16 protein-coding genes are annotated in these 26,689 nt (G+C 35.1%); 9 read left to right on the top strand and 7 right to left on the bottom strand.

Going from position 1 to position 26,689, the window contains the following annotated elements; translation table 11 throughout:
• Nucleotides 1-95 precede the first annotated feature (95 nt).
• Nucleotides 96-2,225, top strand: a complete 2,130-nt coding sequence (locus GJJ64_RS10915) for a biosynthetic peptidoglycan transglycosylase (protein ID WP_154287803.1) — start codon at nt 96-98, stop codon at nt 2,223-2,225.
• Nucleotides 2,226-2,303: 78 nt separating this feature from the next.
• Entirely contained in the window at nt 2,304-4,085 is a 1,782-nt protein-coding gene (locus tag GJJ64_RS10910; RefSeq protein ID WP_154287802.1) for a glycoside hydrolase family 15 protein, read from the top strand.
• Between the two features lie 131 nt (nt 4,086-4,216).
• Here GJJ64_RS10910 and GJJ64_RS10905 read toward each other — a convergent pair whose 3' ends face one another.
• Nucleotides 4,217-6,388, bottom strand: coding sequence for a bifunctional alpha,alpha-trehalose-phosphate synthase (UDP-forming)/trehalose-phosphatase (locus GJJ64_RS10905; RefSeq protein ID WP_154287801.1), 2,172 nt, complete (start codon nt 6,386-6,388; stop codon nt 4,217-4,219).
• 126 nt (nt 6,389-6,514) lie between these two features.
• Here GJJ64_RS10905 and GJJ64_RS10900 point away from each other — a divergent pair, with 126 nt between their 5' ends.
• Together GJJ64_RS10900 and GJJ64_RS10895 are read left to right on the top strand one after the other, a co-directional pair.
• Nucleotides 6,515-7,615 (top strand): mechanosensitive ion channel family protein, encoded by a 1,101-nt coding sequence (locus GJJ64_RS10900; protein WP_229655519.1) that lies wholly within the window; start codon nt 6,515-6,517, stop codon nt 7,613-7,615.
• Nucleotides 7,616-7,701: 86 nt separating this feature from the next.
• Entirely contained in the window at nt 7,702-8,340 is a 639-nt protein-coding gene (locus tag GJJ64_RS10895) for an NAD(P)H-dependent oxidoreductase (protein ID WP_154287800.1), read from the top strand.
• A gap of 62 nt (nt 8,341-8,402) precedes the next feature.
• On the opposite strand, the gene GJJ64_RS10890 is transcribed toward GJJ64_RS10895, so the two are convergent.
• The gene (locus tag GJJ64_RS10890; protein ID WP_154287799.1) at nt 8,403-9,305 is read right to left on the bottom strand and encodes a hypothetical protein; all 903 of its coding nucleotides are present in this window, start codon (nt 9,303-9,305) and stop codon (nt 8,403-8,405) included.
• Between the two features lie 239 nt (nt 9,306-9,544).
• Between GJJ64_RS10890 and GJJ64_RS10885 the strand changes: the two genes are divergently transcribed.
• From GJJ64_RS10885 to GJJ64_RS10875, 3 genes are all read left to right on the top strand, one after another.
• Nucleotides 9,545-11,074 (top strand): glycoside hydrolase family 10 protein, encoded by a 1,530-nt coding sequence (locus GJJ64_RS10885; RefSeq protein WP_154287798.1) that lies wholly within the window; start codon nt 9,545-9,547, stop codon nt 11,072-11,074.
• A 2-nt stretch (nt 11,075-11,076) separates the two neighbouring features.
• Nucleotides 11,077-12,090: a Gfo/Idh/MocA family protein gene (locus GJJ64_RS10880; RefSeq protein WP_154287797.1), complete on the top strand. Its 1,014-nt coding sequence runs from the start codon at nt 11,077-11,079 to the stop codon at nt 12,088-12,090.
• A gap of 72 nt (nt 12,091-12,162) precedes the next feature.
• Complete coding sequence (locus GJJ64_RS10875; protein ID WP_229655518.1) at nt 12,163-13,509, top strand: M20/M25/M40 family metallo-hydrolase; 1,347 nt, start codon at nt 12,163-12,165, stop codon at nt 13,507-13,509.
• A gap of 425 nt (nt 13,510-13,934) precedes the next feature.
• Here the strand turns inward: GJJ64_RS10875 and GJJ64_RS10870 are convergent, their stop codons facing one another.
• The 5 genes from GJJ64_RS10870 to GJJ64_RS10850 all read right to left on the bottom strand — a co-directional run bounded on the left by GJJ64_RS10870 (nt 13,935) and on the right by GJJ64_RS10850 (nt 23,075).
• Nucleotides 13,935-16,226, bottom strand: coding sequence for a glycoside hydrolase family 3 N-terminal domain-containing protein (locus tag GJJ64_RS10870; protein ID WP_154287796.1), 2,292 nt, complete (start codon nt 16,224-16,226; stop codon nt 13,935-13,937).
• 77 nt (nt 16,227-16,303) lie between these two features.
• Complete coding sequence (locus tag GJJ64_RS10865) at nt 16,304-17,140, bottom strand: glycoside hydrolase family 16 protein (protein WP_229655517.1); 837 nt, start codon at nt 17,138-17,140, stop codon at nt 16,304-16,306.
• 17 nt (nt 17,141-17,157) lie between these two features.
• Nucleotides 17,158-18,432: a PKD domain-containing protein gene (locus tag GJJ64_RS17000; protein ID WP_154287795.1), complete on the bottom strand. Its 1,275-nt coding sequence runs from the start codon at nt 18,430-18,432 to the stop codon at nt 17,158-17,160.
• A gap of 17 nt (nt 18,433-18,449) precedes the next feature.
• A complete protein-coding gene (locus tag GJJ64_RS10855; protein WP_154287794.1) occupies nt 18,450-19,970 on the bottom strand; it encodes a RagB/SusD family nutrient uptake outer membrane protein in 1,521 nt (506 codons plus the stop codon).
• 18 nt (nt 19,971-19,988) lie between these two features.
• Nucleotides 19,989-23,075, bottom strand: coding sequence for a SusC/RagA family TonB-linked outer membrane protein (locus tag GJJ64_RS10850; protein ID WP_154287793.1), 3,087 nt, complete (start codon nt 23,073-23,075; stop codon nt 19,989-19,991).
• Between the two features lie 330 nt (nt 23,076-23,405).
• Between GJJ64_RS10850 and GJJ64_RS10845 the strand changes: the two genes are divergently transcribed.
• Complete coding sequence (locus GJJ64_RS10845) at nt 23,406-26,306, top strand: triple tyrosine motif-containing protein (RefSeq protein ID WP_154287792.1); 2,901 nt, start codon at nt 23,406-23,408, stop codon at nt 26,304-26,306.
• A gap of 69 nt (nt 26,307-26,375) precedes the next feature.
• Nucleotides 26,376-26,630 carry a TFIIB-type zinc ribbon-containing protein gene (locus GJJ64_RS10840; protein WP_154287791.1) on the top strand — a complete coding sequence of 85 codons (255 nt, stop codon included), beginning with the start codon at nt 26,376-26,378 and terminating at the stop codon, nt 26,628-26,630.
• Nucleotides 26,631-26,689 lie beyond the last annotated feature (59 nt).

Here is a 26,689-nt window from a genome sequence, read left to right as displayed (position 1 = left end):
CTTATAATTAAAATTTTGTTTCGGTGCTGTTTTTGAGATAATTTGGCATCTTCAATTTTTATATCAAAAGATTTTTATACTTTTCTAAGTATTATATGAGGTTTTTCACGAGCAGATTTAAGTATTTCAAATATAAAAAAACAGTCATCATTACGCTATCAGTACTGTTTTTGCTATTTATAGCGGGAGGTATTACGGCCTATTTAAAGCGTGAAGCTTTGCTAGAAAAGGTCATAAATAAGGCGGTTTATAAAGCAAAATCTAAGTATAATTTAAATGTAAAAATTGGTTCTTACGCTTTTTCGGGCTTAAGCACCGTACATTTTAGTGATATTACCGTTATACCAGAGGACAGAGATTCTTTAGCAAACATTGCTGATTTTACTGTGGGTATTAAACTTTTCCCGCTCCTTTTTGGGGATGTTAAAATATCTGAACTAAAGCTTAACCATGCACTTATTTCTTTGGTAAAGAAAGATAGCATCAGCAATTACGATTTCTTGTTTAAAAAAGATACCACTACAAAAACCGAGAAAAAAGAGGTAGACCTTGCAGACTTAGCCAATAAACTTATCCACCAGGCATTAGATAAAATACCTGATGATATGGCTATCCAAAACTTTAAAATCACTTTTAAGGAAGATACCACACAGTTAAGTATCCTTACTAAAACGGCTACCATTGTGGATAATGATGTAAAATCTACCATTATCATTAATGATAATTTAGCCACTTGGCATGTAGAGGGCACAGCAGAACCTAGCGACCAACAACTTGATTTAAAATTGTATGCTAACAACAAAAAGGTAGAGTTTCCCTATTTGGAAAATAAATATGGCCTGAAATTAAATTTTGATACTGTAAGAACGGTGATGAGTAGCGCAGAAAAATCAGGCTCTGATTTTGAAATTACAGGAAATTGGTCTGTTAAAAATTTATTAATTAACCACCCAAAAATTGCTGCTAATGACATTGTAGTACCAGATGGAAGTATAGATGCTAAATTGGTTATTGGAGAGAATAGTGTTGCGGTTGATAGCAGCTCGGTAGTGCATTTAGGTAATGCTACCCTTCATCCTTTTGTGAAACTAACTTTAGGAGAACATAAAATTTACGAGCTTAAACTAAGCGCCGAGGAACAAGAAGCACAAGAAATTTTTAATGCTTTTCCGCATGGTTTGTTTGAATCTTTAGAAGGTATCCAAGTAAAAGGAAAATTAAAATATGATCTTAACTTTTATTTAGATAGTAAAAAACCAGATGATGTGGTTTTTACTTCTTCTCTAACAGCCAGCCCTGACTTTAAGATTACCAGATTTGGTAAAACCAATTTCCAGAAAATTAATAAAGAGTTTGTTTACACGCCTTATGAAAAAGGAAAACCTGTTAGAGATATTATTGTGGGACCACAAAATCCAAATTTTGTGGCGATTGAAGATATTTCTCCGAACATTAAAAACGCTTTATTAACTTCAGAAGACCCATCATTTTACTCGCATAATGGTTTTGTTGAGGAATCTATCAGGCAATCTATTGCTACTAATTTTAAGGCAAAATCTTTTAAAAGAGGTGGTAGCACTATTTCTATGCAATTGGTAAAAAACATCTACCTCAACAGACAAAAAACTTTAGCTCGTAAAATTGAAGAAATATTAATTGTTTGGCTGATAGAGCATGAAAATTTAAGCTCTAAAAACCGCATGTATGAGGTTTATTTAAATATTATTGAGTGGGGCAGGAATGTATATGGGATTGGGGAAGCTGCCAACTATTATTTTGGTAAACACCCATCACAACTAAGCATTGGCGAGGCCATTTATTTAGCTTATATCGTACCTAAACCCAAATCTTCTTTATATGCTTGGCAATCAGACGGTAGCTTAAAACCCTATTTAAGAGGCTATTTTAACTTAATTGGCGGTTTAATGGCTAGAAGAGGATATGCCCAGCAAGATTCTAGTGTATATGGTTATTATGGTGTGAGATTAAGAGAAAGTTTAAGACAGCAAATAGCTCCTTCTGATACCATTCCGGATAGTTTAGCCCAGGATGAGGAAAATAGCTTGTTTAACCTCTTCAACATTAAAAAAGATTCTACTATAGTACCTAAAGAGAAGTTTTTAAAACAACTTTTTGAAGCTGATAAGAAAGATACTGCTTCAAAATCTCCGAGAGAAATAAGGCAAGAACGCAGACAAAGAAGAAAAGAAGGTTTAAATAATTAAGCTTTTATCCTCTAAAAAACCAAATAGGTATAGTTTTTATTGATAAATAGGGGTCTTAGCATCATAAAACTATTTATTATGGAAAAACATACTTACCAAACTGGTATTATAGGAAACTGTTCTTACTTGGCTCATGTACATAAAAATACCAATATCACTTGGTTATGCTGGCCTAGGTTTGATAGCTCTTTTGTTTTTGGAAGTATGCTTGACACTAAAAAAGGTGGAGAATTCTCTATAGCTCCTTCATCGGCATATACCTCTAAGCAATATTATTTAGAGAATACCAATATTTTGTGTACAGAAATAACGACAGAAAGTGGTAGGTATAAGGTTACAGACTTTGCTCCAAGGTTTCAGCAGTTTGAAAGGTATTTTAAACCTTTAATGCTGATAAGAAAAGTTCAACTTTTAGAGGGAAACCCTCATATAAAGATAAAATGCCAACCAGTTTATGATTATGGTAAAAGTGAATTAACAGTTATTAGAGGCTCTAACCATATTGAATACATGGGTTGTGGCGAAAAGATAAGACTATCTACCAATGCACCTCTTTCTTATATTTTAGAAGACCAATATTTTATTCTTAAAGATACTTTATACCTGTTTTTAACTTTTGGAGAGCCTTTAGAAGGTCCTATACAAACCACTGCAGATAGATTTTTAAATCAAACCATTAGCTATTGGCGAACATGGGTAAAGCGCTCATCAATTGGAGATTTTTATCAAGAACAAGTGATAAGATCGGCCTTAGCCTTAAAAATACACCAGTATGAAGATACCGGAGCTATTATTGCTGCTAGTACCACAAGTTTGCCAGAATTCCCCGGTAGTGGTAGAAATTGGGATTATAGATTTTGTTGGCTAAGAGATACTTATTATGTGATAAATGCCTTACACCATATTGGCCATTTTGAAGAAACAGAGAAATACTTTGATTACATCACCGATATATCTTTTGAAGAAGGTTTGCGCTATCAGCCACTTTATAGCATATCCCGACAAAAAAATTTAGTTGAGGAAATTGCAGACCATTTAGAAGGCTATTTAGGAAATGGCCCGGTAAGAATTGGCAACCAAGCTTATGAGCATATACAGAATGATATTTATGGCCAAGCACTTATTTCTTTATTGCCTTTATATACCGATCATCGCTTTGTTTTTTCAGAAAGAAAAGATTCTGCTTCTTTAGTTGAGGTAGCTTTAAGAAGGATAGAGCATACCATAGATGAAGTTGACGCCGGCATTTGGGAGTTTAGAAATAGTGCTTATTTACATTGCTATAGTAACCTTTTCCAATGGGCTGGTTGTAGCGCAGCCGCAAAAATTGCCAGAACTATTAATAATGAAGCCTTAGAAGAAAAAGCAGTTTCTTTGATGAAAAGGGCCGCAAAACATATTGAAGATTGTTATGACCCCGTTCGTAAAGTTTATACACATGCCGTTGGTAGTCCGCATTTAGATGCAAGCACTTTGCAGCTGATTATGATGAACTATCTAGACCCACAATCTGAAAGAGCAAAAAACCATTTAATAGCTTTAGAAAACGAATTAAAAACCCCAAATGGTTTATTTTATCGTTATTTACATGCTGATGATTTTGGAAAACCAGAAACCACTTTCTTGATATGTGCTTTTTGGTATGTAGAAGCTCTGGCTTGTGTTGGTCGTGTGGATGACGCTATTAGAGAGTTTGAAAAACTGATGAAATACGCCAACCACTTAATGCTCTTTAGCGAGGATGTTGATGAAGAAACAGGTAGCCAATGGGGTAATTTCCCACAGGCTTACAGCCATGTTGGTTTAATGAATGCTGCTTATAGGATTTCTAATAAATTAAATAGACCTCTGTATTTATGATTTTAAGATTAACTAGCAAAAATTAACGTTCACTGTTTTTGAGTGTGAGTAAGCGATGTGCATCAAAGGCTCCTGTGGTAAGAAGTTTTACATGTCAGGATTTAATAGTTTCTCTTTTTAAAGCTTCATCTCTACACCAAAAACTTTTTAAGAAAGCTGCGTACTTCTTCTATGCTATTGATATAATAATTAGCTGCGGATACGCTGCTTCCTACTTTTATGGTGATGGCTCTTTGCGGAAGCTGCTGAAAGGTGTCTTCGTCGGTATGGTCATCACCTAAAGCCATAATAAAATCAAAATCTTTATCTAGGATGTAAGAAAAAGCGGCTTTCCCTTTATTAATATCGCTGCTTTTGATTTCTAAAACCTTGTTTCCTGCCAACACTTGTAAACCCATTTCGCGGGTAAGGTAACGTAAATTACTTTCTAGTTCATTGGCTCTTAATTCGCCCAAGCCTTTTTCTACTTTTCTAAAATGCCAAGCTAAAGAAAAACGCTTTTCTTCTATAAAAGAGCCTGGCGTACGGTCTGAATAGGCTTCTAACATAGACCTTACTTTGGTTTTCCAGTTGTCTGATAAGCCGGGTATAGTAGCCCAATATTGGCCGTTTATTTTTTGCCAAGCTCCATGCTCAGCAATTAAATCAATATCTAAATGACCAAACCATTGCTCTAAGGTTTCATATTTTCTTCCGCTGATGATGACTAACTGATTACGAGCATCGGCATTTAAATCTTTCAAAAGTTCGTATAATTCCTCATCTGGATAAGCTTTATCAATCTCGGCTTTAAAGCCAACCAAAGTACCATCATAGTCTAGAAAGAAAACTCTCTTTTGTGCTTCTCGCATTTGCTTTACAAAGGTTTCTTGTAAGTTAGCGTTTACACTTTTTGCTTTTCTAATACCTTCGGCTACTTTAATATCTGCTAATTGATCCATAAATATCTTTACCCAATGGTGTATATCAAATTTGTTTACTAAATCTTTTAAAGCCAACATTCTAGATTTTTGCTCTTCTTCTGGCATTTCTATAGCTTGGATGATGGCTCGGTACATCTCGCCCAAATTATTTGGATTTACAATAAGTGCATCGGCAAGTTCTTTAGAGGCCCCTGCCATTTCACTTAAAATAAGAACACCCTTATCTTTTCTGCTAGCGATGTATTCTTTGCTCACTAAATTCATCCCATCTCGCATCGGGGTAACCAAACAAATATCTGCCCTGCTGTATAAAGCCACTAAGGTTTCTACCGGAAAAGAGCGATAGAAATAATGGATAGGATGCCAAGATGATGTTCTGAAACGAGCATTGATGTTGCCAACCATTTTATCAATATCATCTCTGAGCTCTTTATACTGTGCTATACTATCTCTTGATGGCACTACAATCATGTGTAAAGAGATTTTCTCTACATACTCTGGGTTATCTGTTAAAACTTTCTCAAAAGCCATCAGGCGTTGTAAAATGCCTTTGCTGTAATCTAGCCTATCTACAGAAAGTATCACTTTAGAGTCTTTTAGAATCTCGTTATAATTCGCTATTTCTTCTTGTACTTTGCTGTCTTTAGTTAAGCTTTCAAATTTTGCAGCATCAATACCCATCGGGAAGGCATCAACCAAAACATTTCTATCTGCCACTTGAATAATATTTGCTGTTGCATGAACCGGAATAGAACGTGTTGCAGAGCTGGTAAAATGCCTTACATCATCGTAAGTATGGAAACCAATTAAATCAGCACCAAGCATACCATTCAGCAATTCGGCCCGCCAAGGTATCAACCTAAAAAGCTCAAAAGATGGAAAAGGGATGTGCTGAAAAAAGCCTATAGCAACATCTTTTAACTCGTCTCTTATCAATTTTGGGAGTAATAGAAGTTGGTAATCATGTATCCAAATGGTATCGCCGGGCTGTGCTACAGCTAAAACTTCTTGTTTAAATTTTTGATTTACCGCTTGATAATAGTCCCAATACTTCTGCTCAAACTGAGCGTAGGTACTCATGTAATGGAAAATTGGCCAAAGTATTTCGTTAGAAAAGCCTTCGTAATAATTTAAAATTTCGTCCTCGCTTAAAAAAACTGGCAATAGGTTTTCCTTTTGGAGAAGCGCTATCACTTGAGCTTTCTCGTCATCATCATTAATTTCTGTACCGCACCAGCCTATCCAAATGTTATCGTCTTGTTTATACACCGAACCTAAACCTGTTGCCAATCCTCCTTCGCTCACTTTAAGATTAAAACTGTTTTCTTCTTTAGAAATTTTTACGGGTAATCTGTTAGATACGATAATGGTTCTGCTCATGATGGTAAAAGGATAAACTTGAAAAACTATGAAAAACAAAAACCATGCAAAATGAAAAGCATAACAATTATCCTAATAAAATTTTAGCATGACTATTGCCTATTTTATCCGAAAAAACAAGCATTTATGGAGAATTTGAACAGCTATTTAGAAAAAGTATCAGGCTATATGCCCGATTATGTCTGGAATCTTATGGTTTTAATGGTTGCATTTGTAATTGGCTCTATAATTAAACAAGTTATTCTTAAAGCCGGCAGTTATTATAAAAATGAGGATGGCTTTTCTTTCATTAAATCGGCATTGCGCTACGCCAGTAAGCCATTAAGTTTGCTACTTCCTTTATTTGTTTTTAATTTGATGATTCCTTTATTGAATCTTAATCGGGTACTTATAAATATCATCAACAAAAGTGTAGAAATTGCCTTTATCATTGTTTTTGCATACTTCTTAATTAATATCATCAACATCATTCAGGATTTTATTTTACACTCTTATAGCCTACAAAAAGATGATAATTTAAGAGAAAGGCGTATTCTTACACAGCTTCAATTTATCAGGAAATTTTTTGTGGCATTTATCATCTTGCTCACCATTGCAGCTGTACTTTTTAGTTTTGAGGGGATGCGTAAAATAGGTGCCGGTTTGCTTACTGGTGTAGGTATTGGAGGCATTATTATAGGTTTTGCGGCACAAAAATCTTTAGGAAACTTATTAGCAGGCTTTCAAATTGCTTTTACGCAACCTATACGTATTGATGATGTTTTGGTAGTTGAAAACGAATGGGGTAAGGTAGAGGAAATTACGCTTACTTATGTGGTTTTACATATTTGGGACCACCGCCGTTTAATTTTACCCATTAATTATTTTATTGAAAAACCATTTCAAAACTGGACCAGAACCTCTTCTGATATTTTAGGAACTGTTTTCATTTATACCGATTATAATATCCCTTTAGATACTTTAAGAGAAGAATTTATAAGATTATTAAACCAAACAAAGCTTTGGGATAAAAAAGTACAAGTGATACAGGTAACCGATGCTAAAGAGCAAACCATAGAAATTAGGGCTTTAATGAGTGCTAGTAATTCATCAAAAGCATTTGATTTAAGATGTTATATCAGAGAAAATTTAATCGATTTTATACGAAAGAATTTCCCTGATAGCTTACCAAAATTAAGAGCAAGTTTTAGTGCAGAAACCTTAGCCACCAAAATCAAAGAAGCTTAAAATATCAGAAAACTGTCAAGAAGTAGTATAAAATTTAAAATACGTGTTTAAACACGTATTTTTGTCCTGATTAAAATTTAATACACATGAACGCACAAAATATTATTGATAAATTAAATTGGAGATACGCTACCAAAGCATTTGATGCTTCACGTAAACTAAGTGCAGAACAGCTAGACCATTTACTAAGTGCTGTACAACTTGCACCAAGCTCTTTAGGTTTACAGCCTTATAAAGTGTTGGTAATTAGTAATCCAGAAGTTAGAGAGAAACTAAAAGCAGCAGCTTATAATCAAACACAAATAACTGATGCATCAGAAATTATTGTTTTTGCTACATACAAAGACTTTAATTTGTCTCATGTAGATGATTTTGCAAACAACATAGCTGCAACAAGAGGTATCACAAAGGCAGATATACAAGGCTATATTGATATGATGAATGGCGCTGTAAGCTCTAGAGACCAGCAACAATTACAAATCTGGAATGCTAGACAAGCTTACATAGGCTTAGGTGTTTTATTAGAAACAGCAGCTTTATTAGATATTGATGCTTGCCCTATGGAAGGTTTTAGTGTAGAGCAGTTTGATGAAATTTTAGGTTTATCAGCTTTAAACTTAACTAGCGTTGTTATTGCTGCTGTAGGTTACCGTTCTGCAGAAGATGGTTACCAACACTACAAAAAAGTAAGAAAATCTAAAGAAGATTTATTCATTAAAATTTAAGGTTTGAAAACAGAAAAGGCGGATTTTCATCCGCCTTTTCTGTTTATATAGTCTATTTAACCTTATCTTAAAGTAAATCCGCCTCTACCCATAGTAGCACCGTCTGCATATAATAAAACAGTATAATTTCCTGGTTCAAAAGCGTTTCTATTGGTCCAATCTAAATTGAAACTTTTAGCCTCTCCACTAAACTCAATAGCCGTTTTATATGTGTATTGTAACTCTTGATTATTGGCTATAAACATACCACCTTCACCAATAATTAAGTTTCCGGCTGGGTCCATAACTCTTAAGTAAATATCATGCATACCTTTTGTAGCAATTGGATTGGTATTGATAGTGAAAGCAATACGTATTTTTTGAGTAGCACTTGCTTTACTTACATCTGTTTCTCTACCGCTAGATTTTACTCTTAAAGGAATAATCTGAATGTTACTCGCTTTTAAGGCCGCACCTGCTTTTACTTTATTATTTAAAGAATCGTTTTGCTTAGATAAGTTCTCGGCAAATTTGCTTACTGTATTTACGGTAGATTTTAAACTATCTCTTTCTACTGTTAAAGCAGCATTTTTTTGTTGAAGCTCGTCAATATCTGCTGTGTATTTAGTAACAAAATACTTTAACTGCTTTACATCTTCACGAGCTTTAGAAAGCTCTCCGGCTGTTAATTGACCTCTGTTTAGCGCTTGTCTTAACTGTGCAATCTTTGCCCTTAGCTCTTCATCCTTTGCTTTTAATTCTTCTGATAATTGGGTACCTGTATTGTTAGCTTGTTCTAGTTCTGTTTCTAGCTTTTCTAACTCTGTTTGTAAAGCAGTACGCTCGTCACTAACAGTTACAACTCGGTTATCCGATTTATTTTTCTGAAAAAATAAATAAGCATTTAAGCCTAAAAGGGCTACAATTACAGCAATAAGGAAATAAATCTTATTGGTATCTTTTTTCTTTTGTTCTTGAGTTTCCATTTTCTACTCTTTGCGTTTATTTTGGTTGTGGTTGTTAAGCAAAAATTATTCCATCAGTAATATTACAAGTTTTTTAAACGGCAAAACTTAAAATTTCTGATTATTTCTTAGCAATTTTTTTTCTAAAATAGCTTGTTTTTTTAAAACTACAAGTTTAAACACTAAAATAATGTAATGATAGCAGAGATTAAACGTTGCTAGTTTGTTATATTTACAATTTTGAATTTCAACCAACTTTCATGAACAAAATCAGTTTAGCTGCTTTATCTATCTTGTTTTTTATCAGTTTTACTACTCAATCTCAAATAGTGTCTGGTCCTAAAAGAGAATTCAGAGGTGTTTGGATTGCTACAGTAGTTAATATTGATTGGCCTTCAAAAGCTGGTTTAAGCACAACTCAACAGAAAGATGAGCTTATCAATATCCTGAATCAACATCAAAAACAAGGCTTAAATGCTGTATTTTTTCAGGTAAGGCCAGCATCAGATGCATTATATGCAAAAGGTACAGAACCTTGGTCTATTTGGTTAACTGGTACACAAGGCAAAGCACCAGAGCCATTTTACGACCCTTTAGAATTTGCCATAAAAGAATGTCATAAAAGAGGGATGGAATTACATGCTTGGTTTAACCCTTACCGAGCAACTTTTGATAGCCAGTTTGATAAACTTCATAAAAACCATATCACTAATTTAAAACCCGATTGGTTTATTACTTACGGAGGTAAAAAATTATTTAATCCGGGTTTACCCGATGTTAGAGCATACATTACCCAAGTAATTATGAATGTGGTACGAAATTACGATGTGGATGGAATCCATTTTGATGATTATTTCTATCCATATGGTGTAAAAGGACAAACTATTGAGGATACAGAAGCTTACATCGCTTATAACAATGGCATTAAAGATGTTGCCGATTGGCGCCGAGATAATGTAGACAAACTCATTAAAATGGTGAGTGATAGCATTAGAACATATAAAAAACACGTAAAATTTGGAATTAGCCCTTTTGGTATTTGGAAAAACAAAAAGCAAGACCCAGAAGGCTCTGAAACCAATGGTGGAGATTCTTACTACGGCTTGTTTGCCGATTCTAGAAAATGGGTTAAAGAAGGCTGGATAGATTATATCAACCCACAAATTTACTGGGCTTTTAATACAATGGCAGCTCCTTACAATAAATTAGTTGATTGGTGGAGTAATAATGCTTATGGCAGACATTTATATATCGGACAAGGTGCTTACCGTTTAAGCGATAATAAGGATATAGGCTGGCGAAACCCTACACAAATGCCTAGCCAGTTGGTTTACAACCGCTTAAATAACCGTGTGCAAGGTAGTGTATATTTCAGTTCTAAATCATTAAACAGTAATCTTAAAGGAATATCAGACACCTTAAAAAATAATTTCTATAAATACCCGGCTCTTCCACCAGTTATGCTATGGTTAGATTCTATCTCGCCAAACCGGCCAGAAAACTTATTAGCTGTACAAACTAATAAAAGTGTTTTGTTAAGTTGGAAATTGCCTACTAAAGCAAAGGATGGCGATTTGGCTTATGGTTTTACCATTTATAGATTTGAGGAAGATGAGCCTTTAGACATTGATAAAGCATCGGCTATAAGAAAAGTATTTTATAGTGCTATTACTTCTTGGGAAGACCAAGATATTGTTAAAGGAAAAAAATACACTTATGTGGTTACCGCTTTAGACCGTTTAAAGAATGAAAGCGAACACGCTATACCTGTTACTGTATCAATAAAATAATCATGGAAAGAAAAATTAGAGCTGGCCTAATGGCTTACGGAATGTCTGGTAAAGTATTTCACGCTCCATTTTTAGATCAACATCCGGGTTTTGAGTTAGTTGCTATTGTAGAACGTAGCAAAAACGACGCTGTAAAAGATTATCCCAATATCATCCAATATAGAGATCAAGAAAGCCTTTTGGCTGATGATTCTATAGAACTTATTGTTGTAAACACACCTAATTTTACACATTACGAGTATGCTAAAGCTGCTTTACAGGCCGGTAAACATGTATTGATAGAAAAACCTTTATCTGTACTAAAAACAGAAGCAGAAGAGCTATTTGCATTGGCATTTAGAAAAAATTTACAGGTTTTTGCTTATCAAAATAGACGTTTTGATAGCGATTATTTATCTGTAAAAGAGGTTTTAGACAGCCAAAAATTAGGAAATATTATTGAAGTTCATTTCCGTTTTGATAGATATCGCCCAGAGGTTAGCCATAAGTTTTTTAAAGAACAAGCTATGCCTGGCGCTGGTATTTTGTATGATTTGGGTGCACACATTATAGACCAAGCCATCAGTTTATTTGGTGTACCCGATGATTTTGTTAAAACTTATGGCAGTAATCGCCCTGTTACAGAGGTTGATGATTATGCCCATGTACATTTAAAATATAAAAATGGCTTAAACGTATACATCAGTACCAGTTTACTGGTTGCAAACCCTTTACCTAGCTATGTTTTACATGGTACCAAAGGAAGTTTTACTAAACACAGAACCGATGTGCAGGAAGAACAATTATTAGCTGGCATTAAGCCTTTAGATGCTAACTATGGTATAGAAAAACCAAATAGCGAAGGTATTTTAGTTTATTATGATATTGAAAATCAACAGCATCAAGAATTGTTAAAAGCAAAGCAAGCAAGCTATATGCATTTGTTTGATCATGTATACGAAGCTATTGTTCATCAAAAACCATATTACGTAAAACAAAATGAGATTATAGCGCAACTAAGCATCTTAGAAAAATAATTCTTCTGGATATAAACTTATTAGCCTATTTCAGGTTAATATTCTGAAATTCAACACTAACCAAACCAAAATATGAGAATTGCAGGAATTATTGCTTTATTATTTGTTTTCGCAGAAGGTATAGCGCAAACTACCGTAAGAAGAGACCCTCAAATACAGCAAATGGTAGAAGAGGTATCTGCCCAAAACTTAGAAATACTGGTTAAAAAACTCGCTAGTTTTGGCACCAGACATACTTTAAGTGATACTACAAGTAAAACTACAGGCATAGGCGCTGCCAGAAATTGGATTAAAAGCGAGTTTGAAAAATACAGCAAGGCATCTGGCGGCAAACTAAAAGTTGATTTTGATACTTTCACCCAACCTGCCGACGGACGTAGAATAAAACAAGACGCCGTTCTTAAAAATGTTTTGGCAACTTTACCAGGAACAAATCCTAATGATAATAGGGTTTTCATCATTTCTGGTCATTATGATTCTAGAGCCTCTGATGTTAATGATGCCAAAAGCAAAGCCCCAGGTGCTGTTGATGATGCTTCTGGAACGGCCATTTCTTTAGAGCTGGCCCGTATCATGAGTAAACACCAATTTAGCGCCACTATTATTTTTATGGCTGCCGTTGGAGAAGAGCAAGGTTTGTATGGTGCTGCCCATTTAGCTAAAAAAGCTAAAGCAGAAGGCTGGAATATTAATGCCATGATTACCAATGATATTGTAGGAAATACCTATGGTAGCGAAACAGATTTGAAAGACAACCGCTCTGTAAGGGTTTTTAGCGAGGGTGTGCCTGCTGCAGAAACCAAAGAACAAGCTGCTTTAAGAACTTCTGTAGGTGGCGAAAACGATAGTCCGGCAAGACAATTTTCACGTTATGTTAAAGAAATTGCAGAACGTTATGTAGACCAATTAGATGTTAAACTTATTTACAGAAGAGACCGCTATTTAAGAGGCGGAGACCATACACCTTTTTCTTTAGAAGGCTTTACTGCTGTTAGGTTTACAGAAATGAATGAGAATTTTGATAGACAGCATCAAGATATTAGAACAGAAAATGGTAGAGATTATGGCGATTTACCAGAATTTGCAGATTATAATTATATCCAAAAAGTGGGTAGGATGAATTTAGCTGTATTGGCAAATATTGCTAAAGCACCTTCAGAACCTCAAAATGTGGGTATTTTAACTAGCGATTTAACAAACAAAACTACCTTAAAATGGGAAGCACCTAAAAGCGGGAATGCAGCAGGTTATTATATTTTGATGCGTGAGACTACTTCTCCTTTTTGGGAAAAGAAATTTTATGTAAGTACTACCCAGCATACTTTACCTTATTCTAAAGACAATTACTTTTTTGGTGTACAAGCTGTAGATACAGATGGGCATGAAAGTGCTATTGTGTTTCCTAAACCAGTGAGGTAAAAAAAAATTTTCTATTTAAAGGAGCGGAGTCGAAGTCTCTCTTGTTTATCCTTCGACTCCACTACCATTGAAGTTTTTTAAGTATATTTCAAAATCAAAATCAGGCATTCGCACAAGTCTTTCCAGCCTCTTGACCGGCCATGTCAAGTTACTTTTATTCAAAGTATTAGTTTTATGTTTTGGCCTTCATGAATGCTTCGCATGTTTCCGCAAAAAGTAACCAAACCCGAGCTAAGCGAACACATGAAAGCCTTTAAAAAACAATAAGCTAATTGAATAAACTCTCCGCTGCGCCGCTTGCTTCTAAAGATTCTACTAGGGCTAATGCTGTAGATACCGCAACCGCCAAGGCGGAATTAGACGTAAACGGTTGTTATTACTTTGGCTCGATTTATCGAACTACTTAAAACAACGTTTTATCACCACTATTCTACCTCAAACTGCTTTTTTAAGCCCCCGATTTGAATTTCAAATTCGCCAGGTTCAACAACTTTTTGGTTATTAGCATTTATAAAAGCTAATTCTTCTTTTGTGATGGTAAAATCTACAGTTTTAACTTCACCTGGTTTTAAAATAATTTTCTCGAAAGCTTTTAATCGCTTTTTATCTGGTGTGATAGAAGCATATAAATCGCTCAAATAAACATCAACCACTTCTTTACCTTCTCTTGTACCTATATTGGTAACATCAACACTTATCTGCAGCTTATCATTTTCTGTAATCTTTACAGCCGATAACCTTAAATTGCTGTATTTAAAAGTGGTATAACTTAAACCATATCCAAATTCATATTGCGGATTATAATCAGCATCGTAATTATAAACACCCTCTACTACCGACCTACTTTCTGATGGTTTATGATTATAATTTACCAAAGAATTTGGGTATTTAGGATAGGTATAAGGCAGTTTACCCGATGGATTAACATCCCCGAAAAGGATATCAGCTAAAGCATCGCCACCAAAATTACCCGGTAAATAGGTTTGTACTATAGCAGGCATAGCGGGCTCTATTTTACTGATGATTCTTGGCCTACCTTCATTTAAAACTAAAATAACAGGTTTACCTAAAGCGGCTATTTTTTGAGCAAATTCTGTTTGTAAATCAGAAAGATATAAATCACTTAAATTACCCGGTGTCTCGGTATAAGAGTTTTCGCCTAGGCATAATACTACAGCATCAACATTTTTTGCTGCTTCTAATGCTTCTTGCATTTTATCGGCATATTCCTCAAAGTATTTACCATCCATTTTATAGCTAACTCCTGGAACATAAACTACCTGATTTTCTCCTATTTTATGCTTTAAAGCCTCTAAAATGGTATTATATTTTGATGCAAATTCTTCTACTTTTTCGCCTTGCCAAGAATAAGTCCAGCCGCCATTTAAAGTACGCATAGAATTTGCGTTTGGCCCAGTTACTAAAACCTTCATGTCTTTCCTCAGCGGAAGCGTATTATTGTTATTTTTTAATAAAGTAATAGATTCGGCTGCAGCCTGATAAGCTGCTTGCTCAAACTCCTTACTACCAAATTTTGGATAATTTTTGTAATGCGTAACCGGATTTTCAAATAATCCTAATTTATATTTCAATACTAGGATTCTACTTACGGCTTCATCTACACGAGACTGCTTTACTTTTCCCTCTTTAACCAAGGCGATAAGATTATCGCAAAAGGTTTCATATTGATAGGCAATCATAGACATATCTATACCTGCGTTAATGGCAAGCATGATAGCTTCTTTATGAGATTTTGCGATTTTATCTCTGGTGTGTAGGTTTTCTATATCGCCCCAATCTGTAACAACTAAACCTTTAAAACCCAATTCTTCTCTTAGTAATTTGGTAAGTAAATTATAATTAGCATGAACGGGAATACTATTTATTAAGCCAGAATTTATCATGATGGTATGAGCGCCAGCATCTATTGCTGCTTTAAAAGCAGGTAAATGATACTCTCTTAAAGCTTGTTCAGAAATATAAGCAGGCGTTCTGTCTTTACCAGATAAAGCAACCTGATAACCAAGAAAATGCTTTAAACAAGATGCAACATGAAAAGGGTTATTGATATCATTATCATCACCTTCATAACCTTTAATAGATGCTATTCCTAAAACAGTGGTAAGATGTACATCTTCACCAAAAGTTTCCCAGATACGTGGGAAACGTGGGTCTGGACCTAAATCCAGAACTGGAGAAAAATTCCACGGAATACCACTAGCTCTGGTTTCATAGGCTGTTATTTGTGCTGCTTTTTTAACCAGTTCTACATTTCTACTAGCTGCTTGTCCTATTTGCTGAGGAAACATGGTTGCGCCTGCCGTATAAGTTGCACCATGTATAGCATCAATACCATAAATAACAGGTATGTTTAGCTTACTACGTGAAGCTTTTTGTATCCCACTAATGATGTTGTACCAAACTTCTGGTGTTCTGGCTCTGTTGTTTGCAGTATTAAGTACCGAGCCTATTTTGTATACTCCAAAAGCTTTATCCATAGCAGCTTTGTCTAATACTACAGGTTCATCACTTGTAAATCTATCTTTACCTTTAGTAATAACATCTAAAGTAATTTGAGCCATTTGCCCAACCTTCTCTTCTAAGGTCATTTTTGCAATTAGCGCCTGAACTTTTTGGTTTGTAAGTTTATCTTCTTGCGCATAACTAAGGCAAGAGACTCCTAGCCAAAGCCAGAAGAATAAGTGTAGTTTTTTCATAAAAAATTGGTAAAAAGTATACTCTTTACGCCAAAAATGCTTGTTGTAAAGAGTATACTTTGTAAGAAGATAGGATGTTATTTATCTATCATTTTATAAACCCTCACGTAATCTATTTCCATAGCTGTAGGGAAAACATTAGGGTCTACGCCTTGTGCGCCACCCCAATTACCACCAACTGCAATGTTGAGTAGTAAATGGAATCTTTTATCAAAAGGCCAAGCTTTAAAACCTTGCCCATTGTTCACAAATTCAAAAACAAGATCGTTATCAATATAACCTCTAACGGCATAAGGTGTCCAATCTACCCTGTAATTATGAAATGCAGTAGAAGCTGTTGGGATAACTTTAGAGTTTCCTTTTTGTGTATTGATACTATGGTTAAAAGCGCCTGTGTGTACGGTAATATGTACTCGGTTTTGGTCATAACCCACATGCTCCATAATATCAATTTCACCAGAGTTTGGCCAATTGCCATAAGCAAAATCAGTTGGAAGCATCCAAATGGCTGGCCATGTACCTCTTCCGGTAGGTAATTTAGCTCTTATTTCAAATCTACCATACAAGAAATCTCCTTTACCTCTGGTAACCAATCTGCTTGATGTATAAAGATTAGTCTCGCGGTTTTCTTTTTTTGCCGTTATGGTTAATATACCGTTGGCGATATTTACGTTATCTCCGGCGGTATAATATTGCAATTCGTTATTACCCCATCCGCTACCTCCAACATCGTAGCTCCATTTAGTAGCATCGGGTTTACCATTATTAACAAATTCATCTGCCCAAACTGGAGAGGTTTCAAAAGTCCAGTTTTTGTCTTCTATAACCTTTGGCGCAGTTGTAGTTGGTAAATCCTTCTTTTCTGTACAAGCCATGGCTACAAGCCCAATGCTAAAAAATATAATACTGTTCATTCTAATCATCATAAATATTAATTTGCTCTTACAAAAAATAAATCAAATACAACCCCACTATTACCATTTCCGGCTCTTAACACCATTCTGTTGTCATTTATCTCTATTATTCTGTAAACATTTTCATTAGGTCTATCGGTTATACCAATAAAATATTGTGCATTAATAGGAAGGTTTATTTGAGCTATACCAGCCCCTCCAGGCACATTAGTAAAGGTATAAGTAGTGCTGTAGTTTCTTGGCGCTTGGCAACTACCAGGGTTTCCTGCCACAAAGGTTTCGGCACCAGCATTATAAACAATGGTATTATTTTGGCCAAAAGTATATACATCATCAATTTGGCAAGGTGCTAAAGGACCACCACCAAAATAACCGGTTGGGTCTCCATCATTAGGACCAACAGTAATAGGGCCAGGTATTTTATTGACATCTAATTTCCATGATCTGGTAGAACCACCTGTTAATACTAATTTCACATTGTCTAAGTCTGATGGTAATTGGAATTTAAACTCTATCAAATTACCATCGGTTAAAGTACCTCTTAAAACCATAGTTTCATCGGTAATAGACCTAATTTCATAAGCGTTACCCACCACTTGGTCTGTAGTACCTAAAAACGCTCTACCGCCTGTAGCCGCCGGACCTAAAATGATTTTTGGTACACTACCCGCTCTGGCTACCATTTTGAAAGAGTTAGCATTAGCGATAGCTGGCTGGCAAGAATAACCTGCTTGTACGCTAAAAGTTTCTCCTCTTGCATCGTATCTAAAAGTACCATCAGATTGGAAAGTAAATCTATCATCAACTTGGCAACCTGCTGCTGGGCCAGCAAAAAACACTTGTGAAGCATCTGCTGATAATACTCTTATAGCATCGGCACTACTGCTCCATGTCCAATTTTGTACGCCACAGCTGGTTAATTTTCTAAAAGTTTCATTACTGCAAGCATCTTGTACGGTAATTACTCTGGTACTTTCGCTGCTACCTGCTTTACCTACTGAAGTAAGTTTTACGGTAAAAGTATTACTGCTTTTATATATATGTACAGGGTTTGCTTCCGCAGATGGGTTACTACCATCACCAAAATCCCATTTGTAAATGAAAGCATCTTTAGAATTATTAGTAAAAGTTACCTTTTGTTGAAAAGGTAAAGTATCTGGTACGGCGGTTATGGCCGCTGTAAAAGATGCTTCAGAAGGTGTACCTTCTAATATATTATCAGACTCTTTACAAGCTGTCCAGAAGAAAGTTGTAAGAACTGCAGATAAGGTTATTAAAATATTTTTTTTCATAACATGTATCTTAAACGTTAATAATCATTTTGAGTTAAGTTTGGATTGATATCTCTCTCGCTTTGCGGGATAGGCATAAACCTATGTTTAGCAGCAACATTTGTTTTACCGGCTGCCCTCATTACATCTATAAAGTAATTAGGGTTTGGATGACGTAATAAATCAAACCAACGATGCATCTCAAAAGCAAATTCTAGTCTGCGCTCTTTATAAATTGCAGCCAAATAAGCAGCATCACTTAAACCTGCTGGTAGTGGGTTTAAATTTGCTCTAGCTCTTACCCTATCAATATATTGCTTACCTAAAGTTGGTCCAGCGGCTTCGGCATAAATCAATAAAATTTCGCTATAGCGCATAACCGGGATGTTTTTAGCAGCAGTCCAACCACCATTATCGCCAGTTAAATTGGTAATAGGTATAAAGTATTTTTTGGTATTAAATCCGTTAGGAGAACCTACTAAAGAGGCAGGTTGAGTATAATTTATTGGCCCTGATACAAATTTATCGCCAGGCATCCACATACTTGGTCTTCTTCTTTCGTCTCTGATGGTGCTAGAGTCTGCCGGGTTTGTACGCTCGTATTGGTTAAATAAATCTAAAGTTGGTACACTAAAACCATAACCAGAAGATTGTACAATATTTTGCGCTCTTGGTCCCATAAAAGTGTTTAGCACTTGTCCGCCACCAAAGAAAGTCCATTGGCCACCACCACTACGATACTGCACTTCAAAAACCGATTCTTTACCGTTTTCGTTCTCCAATTTAAAGTTATCACCATAATCATCCCATAAATCATAACCATATAAACCGGCATTATTAATAACTTCTAAAGATTTAGCAGCTGCCTCTGTTTTATTCCCTAGGGTTAAATAAACACTTGCTAAAATACCTTTTGCAGAGCCAGCAGTTGCCCTACCTTTGTTAGTACCGGTATAGGTATTAGGTAAAAGTTGTTCTGCTTGTCTTAAATCTGCAATAATTTGTGTGTAAACATCAGCTCTTGGAGACCTTGCTATCGTTCTAGCTTCTTCTAAAGAAATTGGATTAGTATATAAAGGAACATCACCAAACAACCTCACTAAATGGAAATAATAAACTGCTCTTAAAAAGTAGGCCTCGCCCAAACTTCTATTTTTTACGCTTTCGCTGATGCTTGGCACCGTAGGAACTTTCTCTATAGCGATATTAGCTCTTTGGATACCTAAGTAACACTGTGCCCAGTAGTTTGATAGATTAGAATTAAACGGAGTTACCGTAAAATTATCAAGCTCTAGTTCTGATGCGCCATCGCCACCACCGCCACCACCAGTATCGGTATCATCACTCATGATGTCTCCAAACTGCCACATCAAATTATACAAACCAGCTAATGGTTGATAAGCAGCATTTATAGCAGCTACAGCATCTGCCTCTGTTTGATAAAAATTCTCTGTGGTGATTCTATCGTTAGGATCAAGATTTAAAAAATCTTTTTTACAGCTGATTAAAGTTGTTACCACAACCCCAATCATGATATATTTTAATTTTATTGTCTTCATGTTTTTAATTTCTTTGAATTAAAAGCTTGCATTAATACCTAATAAAAATATTCTGGCTTGTGGGTAATAACCAATATCAACACCACCACCAACTTCTGGGTCGAAACCTGTATAATTGGTAACTGTTAAAAGGTTTTGCACACTTCCGTAGATTTGCATTTTCTGGATTTTTGCAGTTCTCATCCATTTTGATGGTAAAGAATAACCCAATCTTAAGTTTTTGATACGTAGGTAAGATGCATCTTCTACAAACCTATCAGAAACACGGTTATTTTGGTTAGGGTCATTCTGGATAGCTCTAGGTATACTGTTAGAAGTACCTTCACCTGTCCATCTGCCAATAAAATAATTAGAGTAATTACCGTTACTTACGCCACTTTCTGTGTACCATCTGTTAAAGTTTAATACTTTATTTCCTTCTGCACCTTGGATGAACAAGCTCAACTCGAAATTTTTATAAGTAAAGTTGTTGGTGAAACCGTATGTAAAAGTTGGGTTAGGATTACCAATATTGGTTCTATCCATATCGTTAATTACACCATCTTTATTCACATCTACGAATCTAATATCGCCAGGAGCGGTACTAGTAGCCGGGTTGGTGCCTGGGGTTTGCGTAGCATGAGCATCAATCTCTGCTTGGTTTTGGAAAATTCCATCGGTTTTAAACCCATAAAAATAATTTACAGGGAAACCTTGCTCTACTCTTAAAGAACCACCTGGGATACGGGCAAAACCATTGTTAATTGGCGATGCTAATCCTAACGAAGTTAACTCGTTATCATAAGCAGATAATACCAAAGTAGTATTCCACTTAAAGTTCTTTTTATCAAAATTTACGCTATTTAAGGTGAAATCTATACCCTTGTTTACCATATCGCCAGTGTTAAAAGGAATAGGCTCATAAGTTCCAGAGGTTGTAGGAACAGGTACTCTAAACAATAGGTCTAAAGATTTTCTTTGATATAAATCTACCGATGTAGTTAAACGGTTTTTATAAAATCCTAAATCAAAACCAATGTTAATTTGCTGATTTTTCTCCCATCCAATATTTGGGTTTGATAAAGCTGTTGGTGCAGCACCGGCAACTAAACCACCACTACCTGTATTATCGCCAAAAGCATACCCAATACCACTATTAATACCAGCTAAGTAAGAGAAACCTGGTATATCTTGGTTTCCTACCACACCAAAGCTAAACCTTAGTTTTAAATCGCTTAACCAAGTATAATTTTTAATAAAATCCTCATCTATAGCTCTCCATGCTAAAGAAAAAGCTGGGAATATGGCGTATTTATTATCCGGACCAAAATTAGAAGATCCGTCTTGTCTTATACTCGCTTGTAAAATGTATTTACCTTTATAATCATAGTTTATTCTTCCTACGTAAGAAAGTAACCTATTGGTACCAAAACCATTGAAATTATAGGTTTCTGATAAATCTACAGGTCTAAAAATATTATCATTTAATACTGGGAAACCTAAAACACTGTATCCAGTTCTTCCAGCTCCTAAAGTATTAAAGTTATTATCTTGAACGGTGTAACCAGCTAATAAGTTGAAGCTATGGTCTTTAATTTTTTTGGTGTAGTTTAAGGTAAACTCGCCCAGATAACTTGGGTTAAAATTGGTTTGATCTGTAACACCAGTTCTAATAATAGGACGACCACCCGTAGAAGGAATAGCTGGGTTATAACCTCTTAAGCTTTGGGTAATAAAATCTAAACCTAAGTTAGCTTTAAATGATAAACCAGTTGCTATTTCATATTCTCCGAAAACACTTCCAGTTAATCTGAAACGGGTGTTTAAAAACTGAGGGACTTCTAATTGATATACTGGGTTAGGCTCGTCAAAACCATCAATACCACCATTACCTCCAGCATAAGTACCGTCAGGGTTTCTTGGTCTAACGGTTGGTGGGGCTGTAAGTGCTAATAAGATGACACTGTTAAAAGCATCAAAGGTATTTGCTGGGTCTTCTTTTGTACGAGAAAGCGCTAAGCTGTTACCAATTTTTAACCTTTTGCTAGCTTTTAAATCACCATTAAAACGGGCTGTAAATCTTTCAAAACTAGTTTCTTCTATAATACCATCTTGTTGGAAATATCCGGTAGAGAAAGAATATTTAGCTTTTTCTGTACCTCCGTTGATATTAACGGTAGCGTTTGTCATGGCTGCTCCTCTAAAAATCTCATCTAACCAATCTGTTCCCTCGCCATATTCTTGTTGTACAGCCGTAGGATCTGCAAGTTTTGGTAGCGGATTTAATAAGCTTGCTATTCTGGCCTCGTTGTTTAAAATAGCGTACTCTCTAGCGTTTAGCATGGTTGGTAAGCGCCATGCTTGCTGCATACCACGATATACATCAGCATTGATATTTACTACGCCTTCTTTACCTCTTTTAGTAGTAATCATGATTACCCCATTAGAACCTCTCACACCATAAATAGAAGCTGCAGATGCATCTTTTAAAACATCAATAGATTCTATCTCGCCTGGGCTAAAAGAGTTTAAAACGTTATCTGCCCCTTGGTCTGGCAGTGGGAAACCATCTAAAACTATTAGAGGATTATTAGTACCTGTTACAGATGATATACCACGTATTCTAATACCTGTACCACCAGTACCACCTGGCGCACCAGAGTTTTGTACTACGGTAACACCAGCAACTCTGCCTTGTAAAGCTTGTGCTGCATCTGCCACAGGCGTTGCTGTAATTTCTCTAGATGATACGGATGAAATAGAACTAGAAACCGTAGCTTTTTGTTGAGTACCATAACCTACTACCACAACTTCTTCTAAGCTAGCATTGCTAGGTTGCAGTGTTACCATGATGTTTCTATTCTTACCTACCAAAACTTCTTTGGTAGTAAAGCCTAAATAAGAAAAAACTAAGACTTGATTTTCTGAACCAACCCGTAGAGAAAATTCTCCATTAACATTGGTTTGTGTTGATACTGTTTCATTTTTAATTTTAATACTCACGCCAGGCAGTGCTTCTCCCTTTTCGTCAGTAACTTTTCCGGTAACGCGTAAATCTTGCCCATACATAATAGTACAGCAGAACAAGTAAAGCGTTAGAAAAATTAAGGTAATTTTCCCTTTCATAAACAATAAGTTAAGTTGTATAATTTATTTAATTGGTTAATGGCTGTTAAGATTGGCATCTTAAACAACAGAACAAAAGTAAATTCAATTTGTGTACCAGCATCATTATGAAGTACTATATAACCACTACAATATCCTTGAAATTAAGTTTTAGAGGTACTACAATAATACTACATCATGTAAGCTTCAAATAAAAAAATCGGGTTTAAAATGACTTTAAACACAAATTGAGACGTTGAATGTTATCACGATTACAGTTTCTGTATGAAATTGAAAATAGATTTGTATCTTGATAATTGTAAACCATTAAATTATACTTCATAAACATTCATGAAGCATCTAACGCTATTCTTATTCATATTTACCATATCAATCATAACGAAAGCTCAAGTTGGGCTTCCGCAGATTAATAACTACAGTTCATCTTTTTATAAAGCAGGTACCCAAAACTGGAAAATAGAACAAGATAGAAACGGAGTGATGTATTTTGCTAATAACGAGGGCTTGCTTTCTTATGATGGACGTTATTGGAAATTATATCCCTTACCTCATAAAACCATTGTACGGTCTGTAAAAATACATCCTGATGGTAAAATTTATGTAGGCGGACAAGATGAAATTGGTTATTTCTTTCCAGATGAGCATGGCGTTTTAAAGTTTCATTCTTTAAGAGAACTTATCCCAATTGCCGATAAGCAATTTGCTGATATTTGGAACATAGAAATCTTTAACCAAGAGGTTTATTTTAGAACAAGACCTAAAATTTTTCATTACAAAGATGGTGCTTTTAGAGTTTACAAAGCAGAAGGCGCTTTTGAGTTTGTAGGAAAAGTTAAAGACCAGATTCTAGCTCATGAAAATACCAAAGGCATACTATCTGTAAAAAACGGTGTTTGGAAAACCGTTTGCGATCATCCAGACTTAAAAAGTGCTGTGGTTACAGCTATTCTACCTTATCAAAATGATACTTTGCTGATAACCACTTTAAAAAACGGATTATACCTTTTACATCAAAACCAATTATCTAAATTAACTTCTAAAGATGATGCTTCATTTTTCAAGCATCGTATAAGCTGTGCTTTACAAGTTAATAAAGAATGGTATGCCTTTACAACTTCCTCTGCGGGCTGTTTCATCGTTGATAAAAAAGGAAATATCATACAAAGATTTACCGTTTCTGATGGTCTACAAAGAAATAATATCAGAAGTATCTTTAAAGATAAAAGCCAGAATTTATGGTTAGGTTTAGATGATGGTATAGATTTTATTACCTTTAATACAGCGGTTAAATACATTTACCCAGATCCCCTTAAACAAACTACTGGCTATGCTACTCGTATTCTTGACAATCAGTTATACATAGGTACTTCTAATGGTTTATATGCTTCGCCATTAAACCCTAACCTTAAAGATATAAGCTATAACAGTAATAATTTTAGTATCATCCCAAAGGTGCAAGGCCAAGTTTGGAACTTAAATGTATTAAACAACCAACTTTTAGTAGCCCATGAAGAAGGTACTTTTTTGGTTAAAAACAACATTGCAAACCAGTTATATAATGCCCCCGGGACTTGGATTTTTGAACCTACTTCCCCTTATTATCCTGCTAAAGAAATTATTGCCGGAACTTTTAATGGGCTACAACACATTGCCTACAATCAAGGTAAATTTATAAATAAAGGTACCATCAAAGGTATTGATGAATCTCTAAGATTTTTGCTTTACGATAATAGCAGCAATACTTTTTGGGCTTCTCATCCTTACCGCGGTATCTATAGGTTTAAACTATCTGATGATAAAACTAGTATCATAAAAACATGGATTTATAAAGAAAAAGATGGTTTACCTTCTCACTTACATAATTATGTAGCTAGAATTAAAAACCGCATTGTAGTTGCAACGCTTAAAGGTATCTACGAATTTGATGAGGCTAAGCAGAAATTCTCGCCATCAAAGTTCTTCTCTCCTATACTTAAAAAAACTTTTCAATATCTTAATGAAGATCAAGATGGAAACATCTGGTTTGTAAGCTATAAGAATGTTGGTGTGATAGATTTCCAAAGAAAAGAAAAAGGTAAGAATTATTCCATTGTTTATTTTCCAGAGTTAACTTCAAAAGTTTTAGCCGGCTTTGAGAATATTTATATCCACAATAAAGAAAACATTTTTATCAGTTCTAATACAGGCGTCATCCACATCAATTACCCAAAATATTTGGCTAATATAAGACCTCTAAATGCGCTACTTACGCAAGTAAAAATATCCGGTAAAACCGATAGTACTATATTTGGAGGTTACTTTTTAAACCAAAATAAAATAGCAGAAAAGCAAGATAAAACGCAGAAACCAAAACTTGCTTACAAGCATAATTCCTTACATTTCGAATATTCATCTACATTATACGAGCAGCAAAACAATATAGAATATAGCTACCAGTTACAAGGTTTTGATAAAGAATGGTCGGTCTGGAGCGCTAAAAGCGAGAAAGATTACACCAATATCCCGCATGGCGATTATACTTTTAAAGTTAAAGTTAGAAACAATTTAGGAAATGAATCTCCGGTTACCGAATTCTCATTTACAGTTGAACCAGCTTGGTATCAAACTAATTTATTTTACTTTTTTTGCTTCTTACTGTTAGCTTTCGCGATTTATTTACTCATCCAAAGACAGAAAAAAATACACCAAAAAGAACAAGAATATTTAAAAAAGACACACCAACTAGAAATTGAGCATAACGAAAAAGAAATTGTTAAACTACAAAATGAAAAGCTTGAAGCCGATGTAAATTTCAAAAATAAAGAACTCGCAACGGCTACCATGCATTTGGTACAAAGGGGTAAACTATTGGCCAAAATAAAAGAAGAGCTATTACCTATTGTAAAAGTTGAGGATGCAGAAAATGCTCCTGAAGAATTTAAGAGAATTTTAAGTTTATTAAACGAGGCCGAACGAAACGACTCTGATTGGGAACAATTTGCTATACATTTTGATCATGTACACTCTAATTTCTTAACCAAATTAAAAGAGAAATTCCCTTCTCTAAGTCAGAATGATTTAAAACTTTGTGCTTATTTAAAAATGAACTTATCTTCTAAAGAGATGGCACAGCTCATGAGTATCACGATTAGAGCTGTAGAGGTAAGTCGTTACCGACTACGTAAAAAGTTAAACGTATCGTCAGATACCAATCTTTTTGACTATTTAATGGAAGCAGCAAATAGCGAATAAGCAAGTTTAGAAAAAGAAACAAATAGCTAAAATGTACGTTAATTTATTGTTTGATTAATCTTTGATACGATGAAATGTCCTACTTGTAATGTTAACCTTTTAATTACCGATAGAAGCGGTGTAGAAATAGATTACTGCCCAGAGTGCCGTGGTGTATGGCTAGACCGTGGCGAGCTAGATAAAATTATAGAGCGTTCTGCCTCTTTTGAACGCCCTAGCCAACATCATGATAATTATAGAACTCAACAACACCATGACTATAAACATCATGACTATAGAAAGAAAAAGAAAGACTCTTTCTTAGGCGATTTATTTGATTTCTAAAAATAAGATTCTCATAAATAAAAAAGCCATCTGCAAAACAGATGGCTTTCTATTTGATT

Source organism: Pedobacter puniceum, from assembly GCF_009674685.1.
Classification (GTDB): Bacteria; Bacteroidota; Bacteroidia; order Sphingobacteriales; family Sphingobacteriaceae; genus Pseudopedobacter; species Pseudopedobacter puniceum.
The sequence above is the reverse complement of the archived record's forward strand: the minus strand, read 5'-3'. Positions and strand labels throughout refer to the sequence as shown.

What these genes read in the sequence shown, in the direction of transcription:
- GJJ64_RS10915 (WP_154287803.1), top strand. Translation starts at nt 96, where the DNA reads ATGAGGTTTTTCACGAGCAGATTTAAGTATTTCAAATATAAAAAAACA.
- GJJ64_RS10910 (WP_154287802.1), top strand. Translation starts at nt 2,304, where the DNA reads ATGGAAAAACATACTTACCAAACTGGTATTATAGGAAACTGTTCTTAC.
- GJJ64_RS10905 (WP_154287801.1), bottom strand. Translation starts at nt 6,388, where the DNA reads ATGAGCAGAACCATTATCGTATCTAACAGATTACCCGTAAAAATTTCT.
- GJJ64_RS10900 (WP_229655519.1), top strand. Translation starts at nt 6,515, where the DNA reads ATGGAGAATTTGAACAGCTATTTAGAAAAAGTATCAGGCTATATGCCC.
- GJJ64_RS10895 (WP_154287800.1), top strand. Translation starts at nt 7,702, where the DNA reads ATGAACGCACAAAATATTATTGATAAATTAAATTGGAGATACGCTACC.
- GJJ64_RS10890 (WP_154287799.1), bottom strand. Translation starts at nt 9,305, where the DNA reads ATGGAAACTCAAGAACAAAAGAAAAAAGATACCAATAAGATTTATTTC.
- GJJ64_RS10885 (WP_154287798.1), top strand. Translation starts at nt 9,545, where the DNA reads ATGAACAAAATCAGTTTAGCTGCTTTATCTATCTTGTTTTTTATCAGT.
- GJJ64_RS10880 (WP_154287797.1), top strand. Translation starts at nt 11,077, where the DNA reads ATGGAAAGAAAAATTAGAGCTGGCCTAATGGCTTACGGAATGTCTGGT.
- GJJ64_RS10875 (WP_229655518.1), top strand. Translation starts at nt 12,163, where the DNA reads ATGAGAATTGCAGGAATTATTGCTTTATTATTTGTTTTCGCAGAAGGT.
- GJJ64_RS10870 (WP_154287796.1), bottom strand. Translation starts at nt 16,226, where the DNA reads ATGAAAAAACTACACTTATTCTTCTGGCTTTGGCTAGGAGTCTCTTGC.
- GJJ64_RS10865 (WP_229655517.1), bottom strand. Translation starts at nt 17,140, where the DNA reads ATGAACAGTATTATATTTTTTAGCATTGGGCTTGTAGCCATGGCTTGT.
- GJJ64_RS17000 (WP_154287795.1), bottom strand. Translation starts at nt 18,432, where the DNA reads ATGAAAAAAAATATTTTAATAACCTTATCTGCAGTTCTTACAACTTTC.
- GJJ64_RS10855 (WP_154287794.1), bottom strand. Translation starts at nt 19,970, where the DNA reads ATGAAGACAATAAAATTAAAATATATCATGATTGGGGTTGTGGTAACA.
- GJJ64_RS10850 (WP_154287793.1), bottom strand. Translation starts at nt 23,075, where the DNA reads ATGAAAGGGAAAATTACCTTAATTTTTCTAACGCTTTACTTGTTCTGC.
- GJJ64_RS10845 (WP_154287792.1), top strand. Translation starts at nt 23,406, where the DNA reads ATGAAGCATCTAACGCTATTCTTATTCATATTTACCATATCAATCATA.
- GJJ64_RS10840 (WP_154287791.1), top strand. Translation starts at nt 26,376, where the DNA reads ATGAAATGTCCTACTTGTAATGTTAACCTTTTAATTACCGATAGAAGC.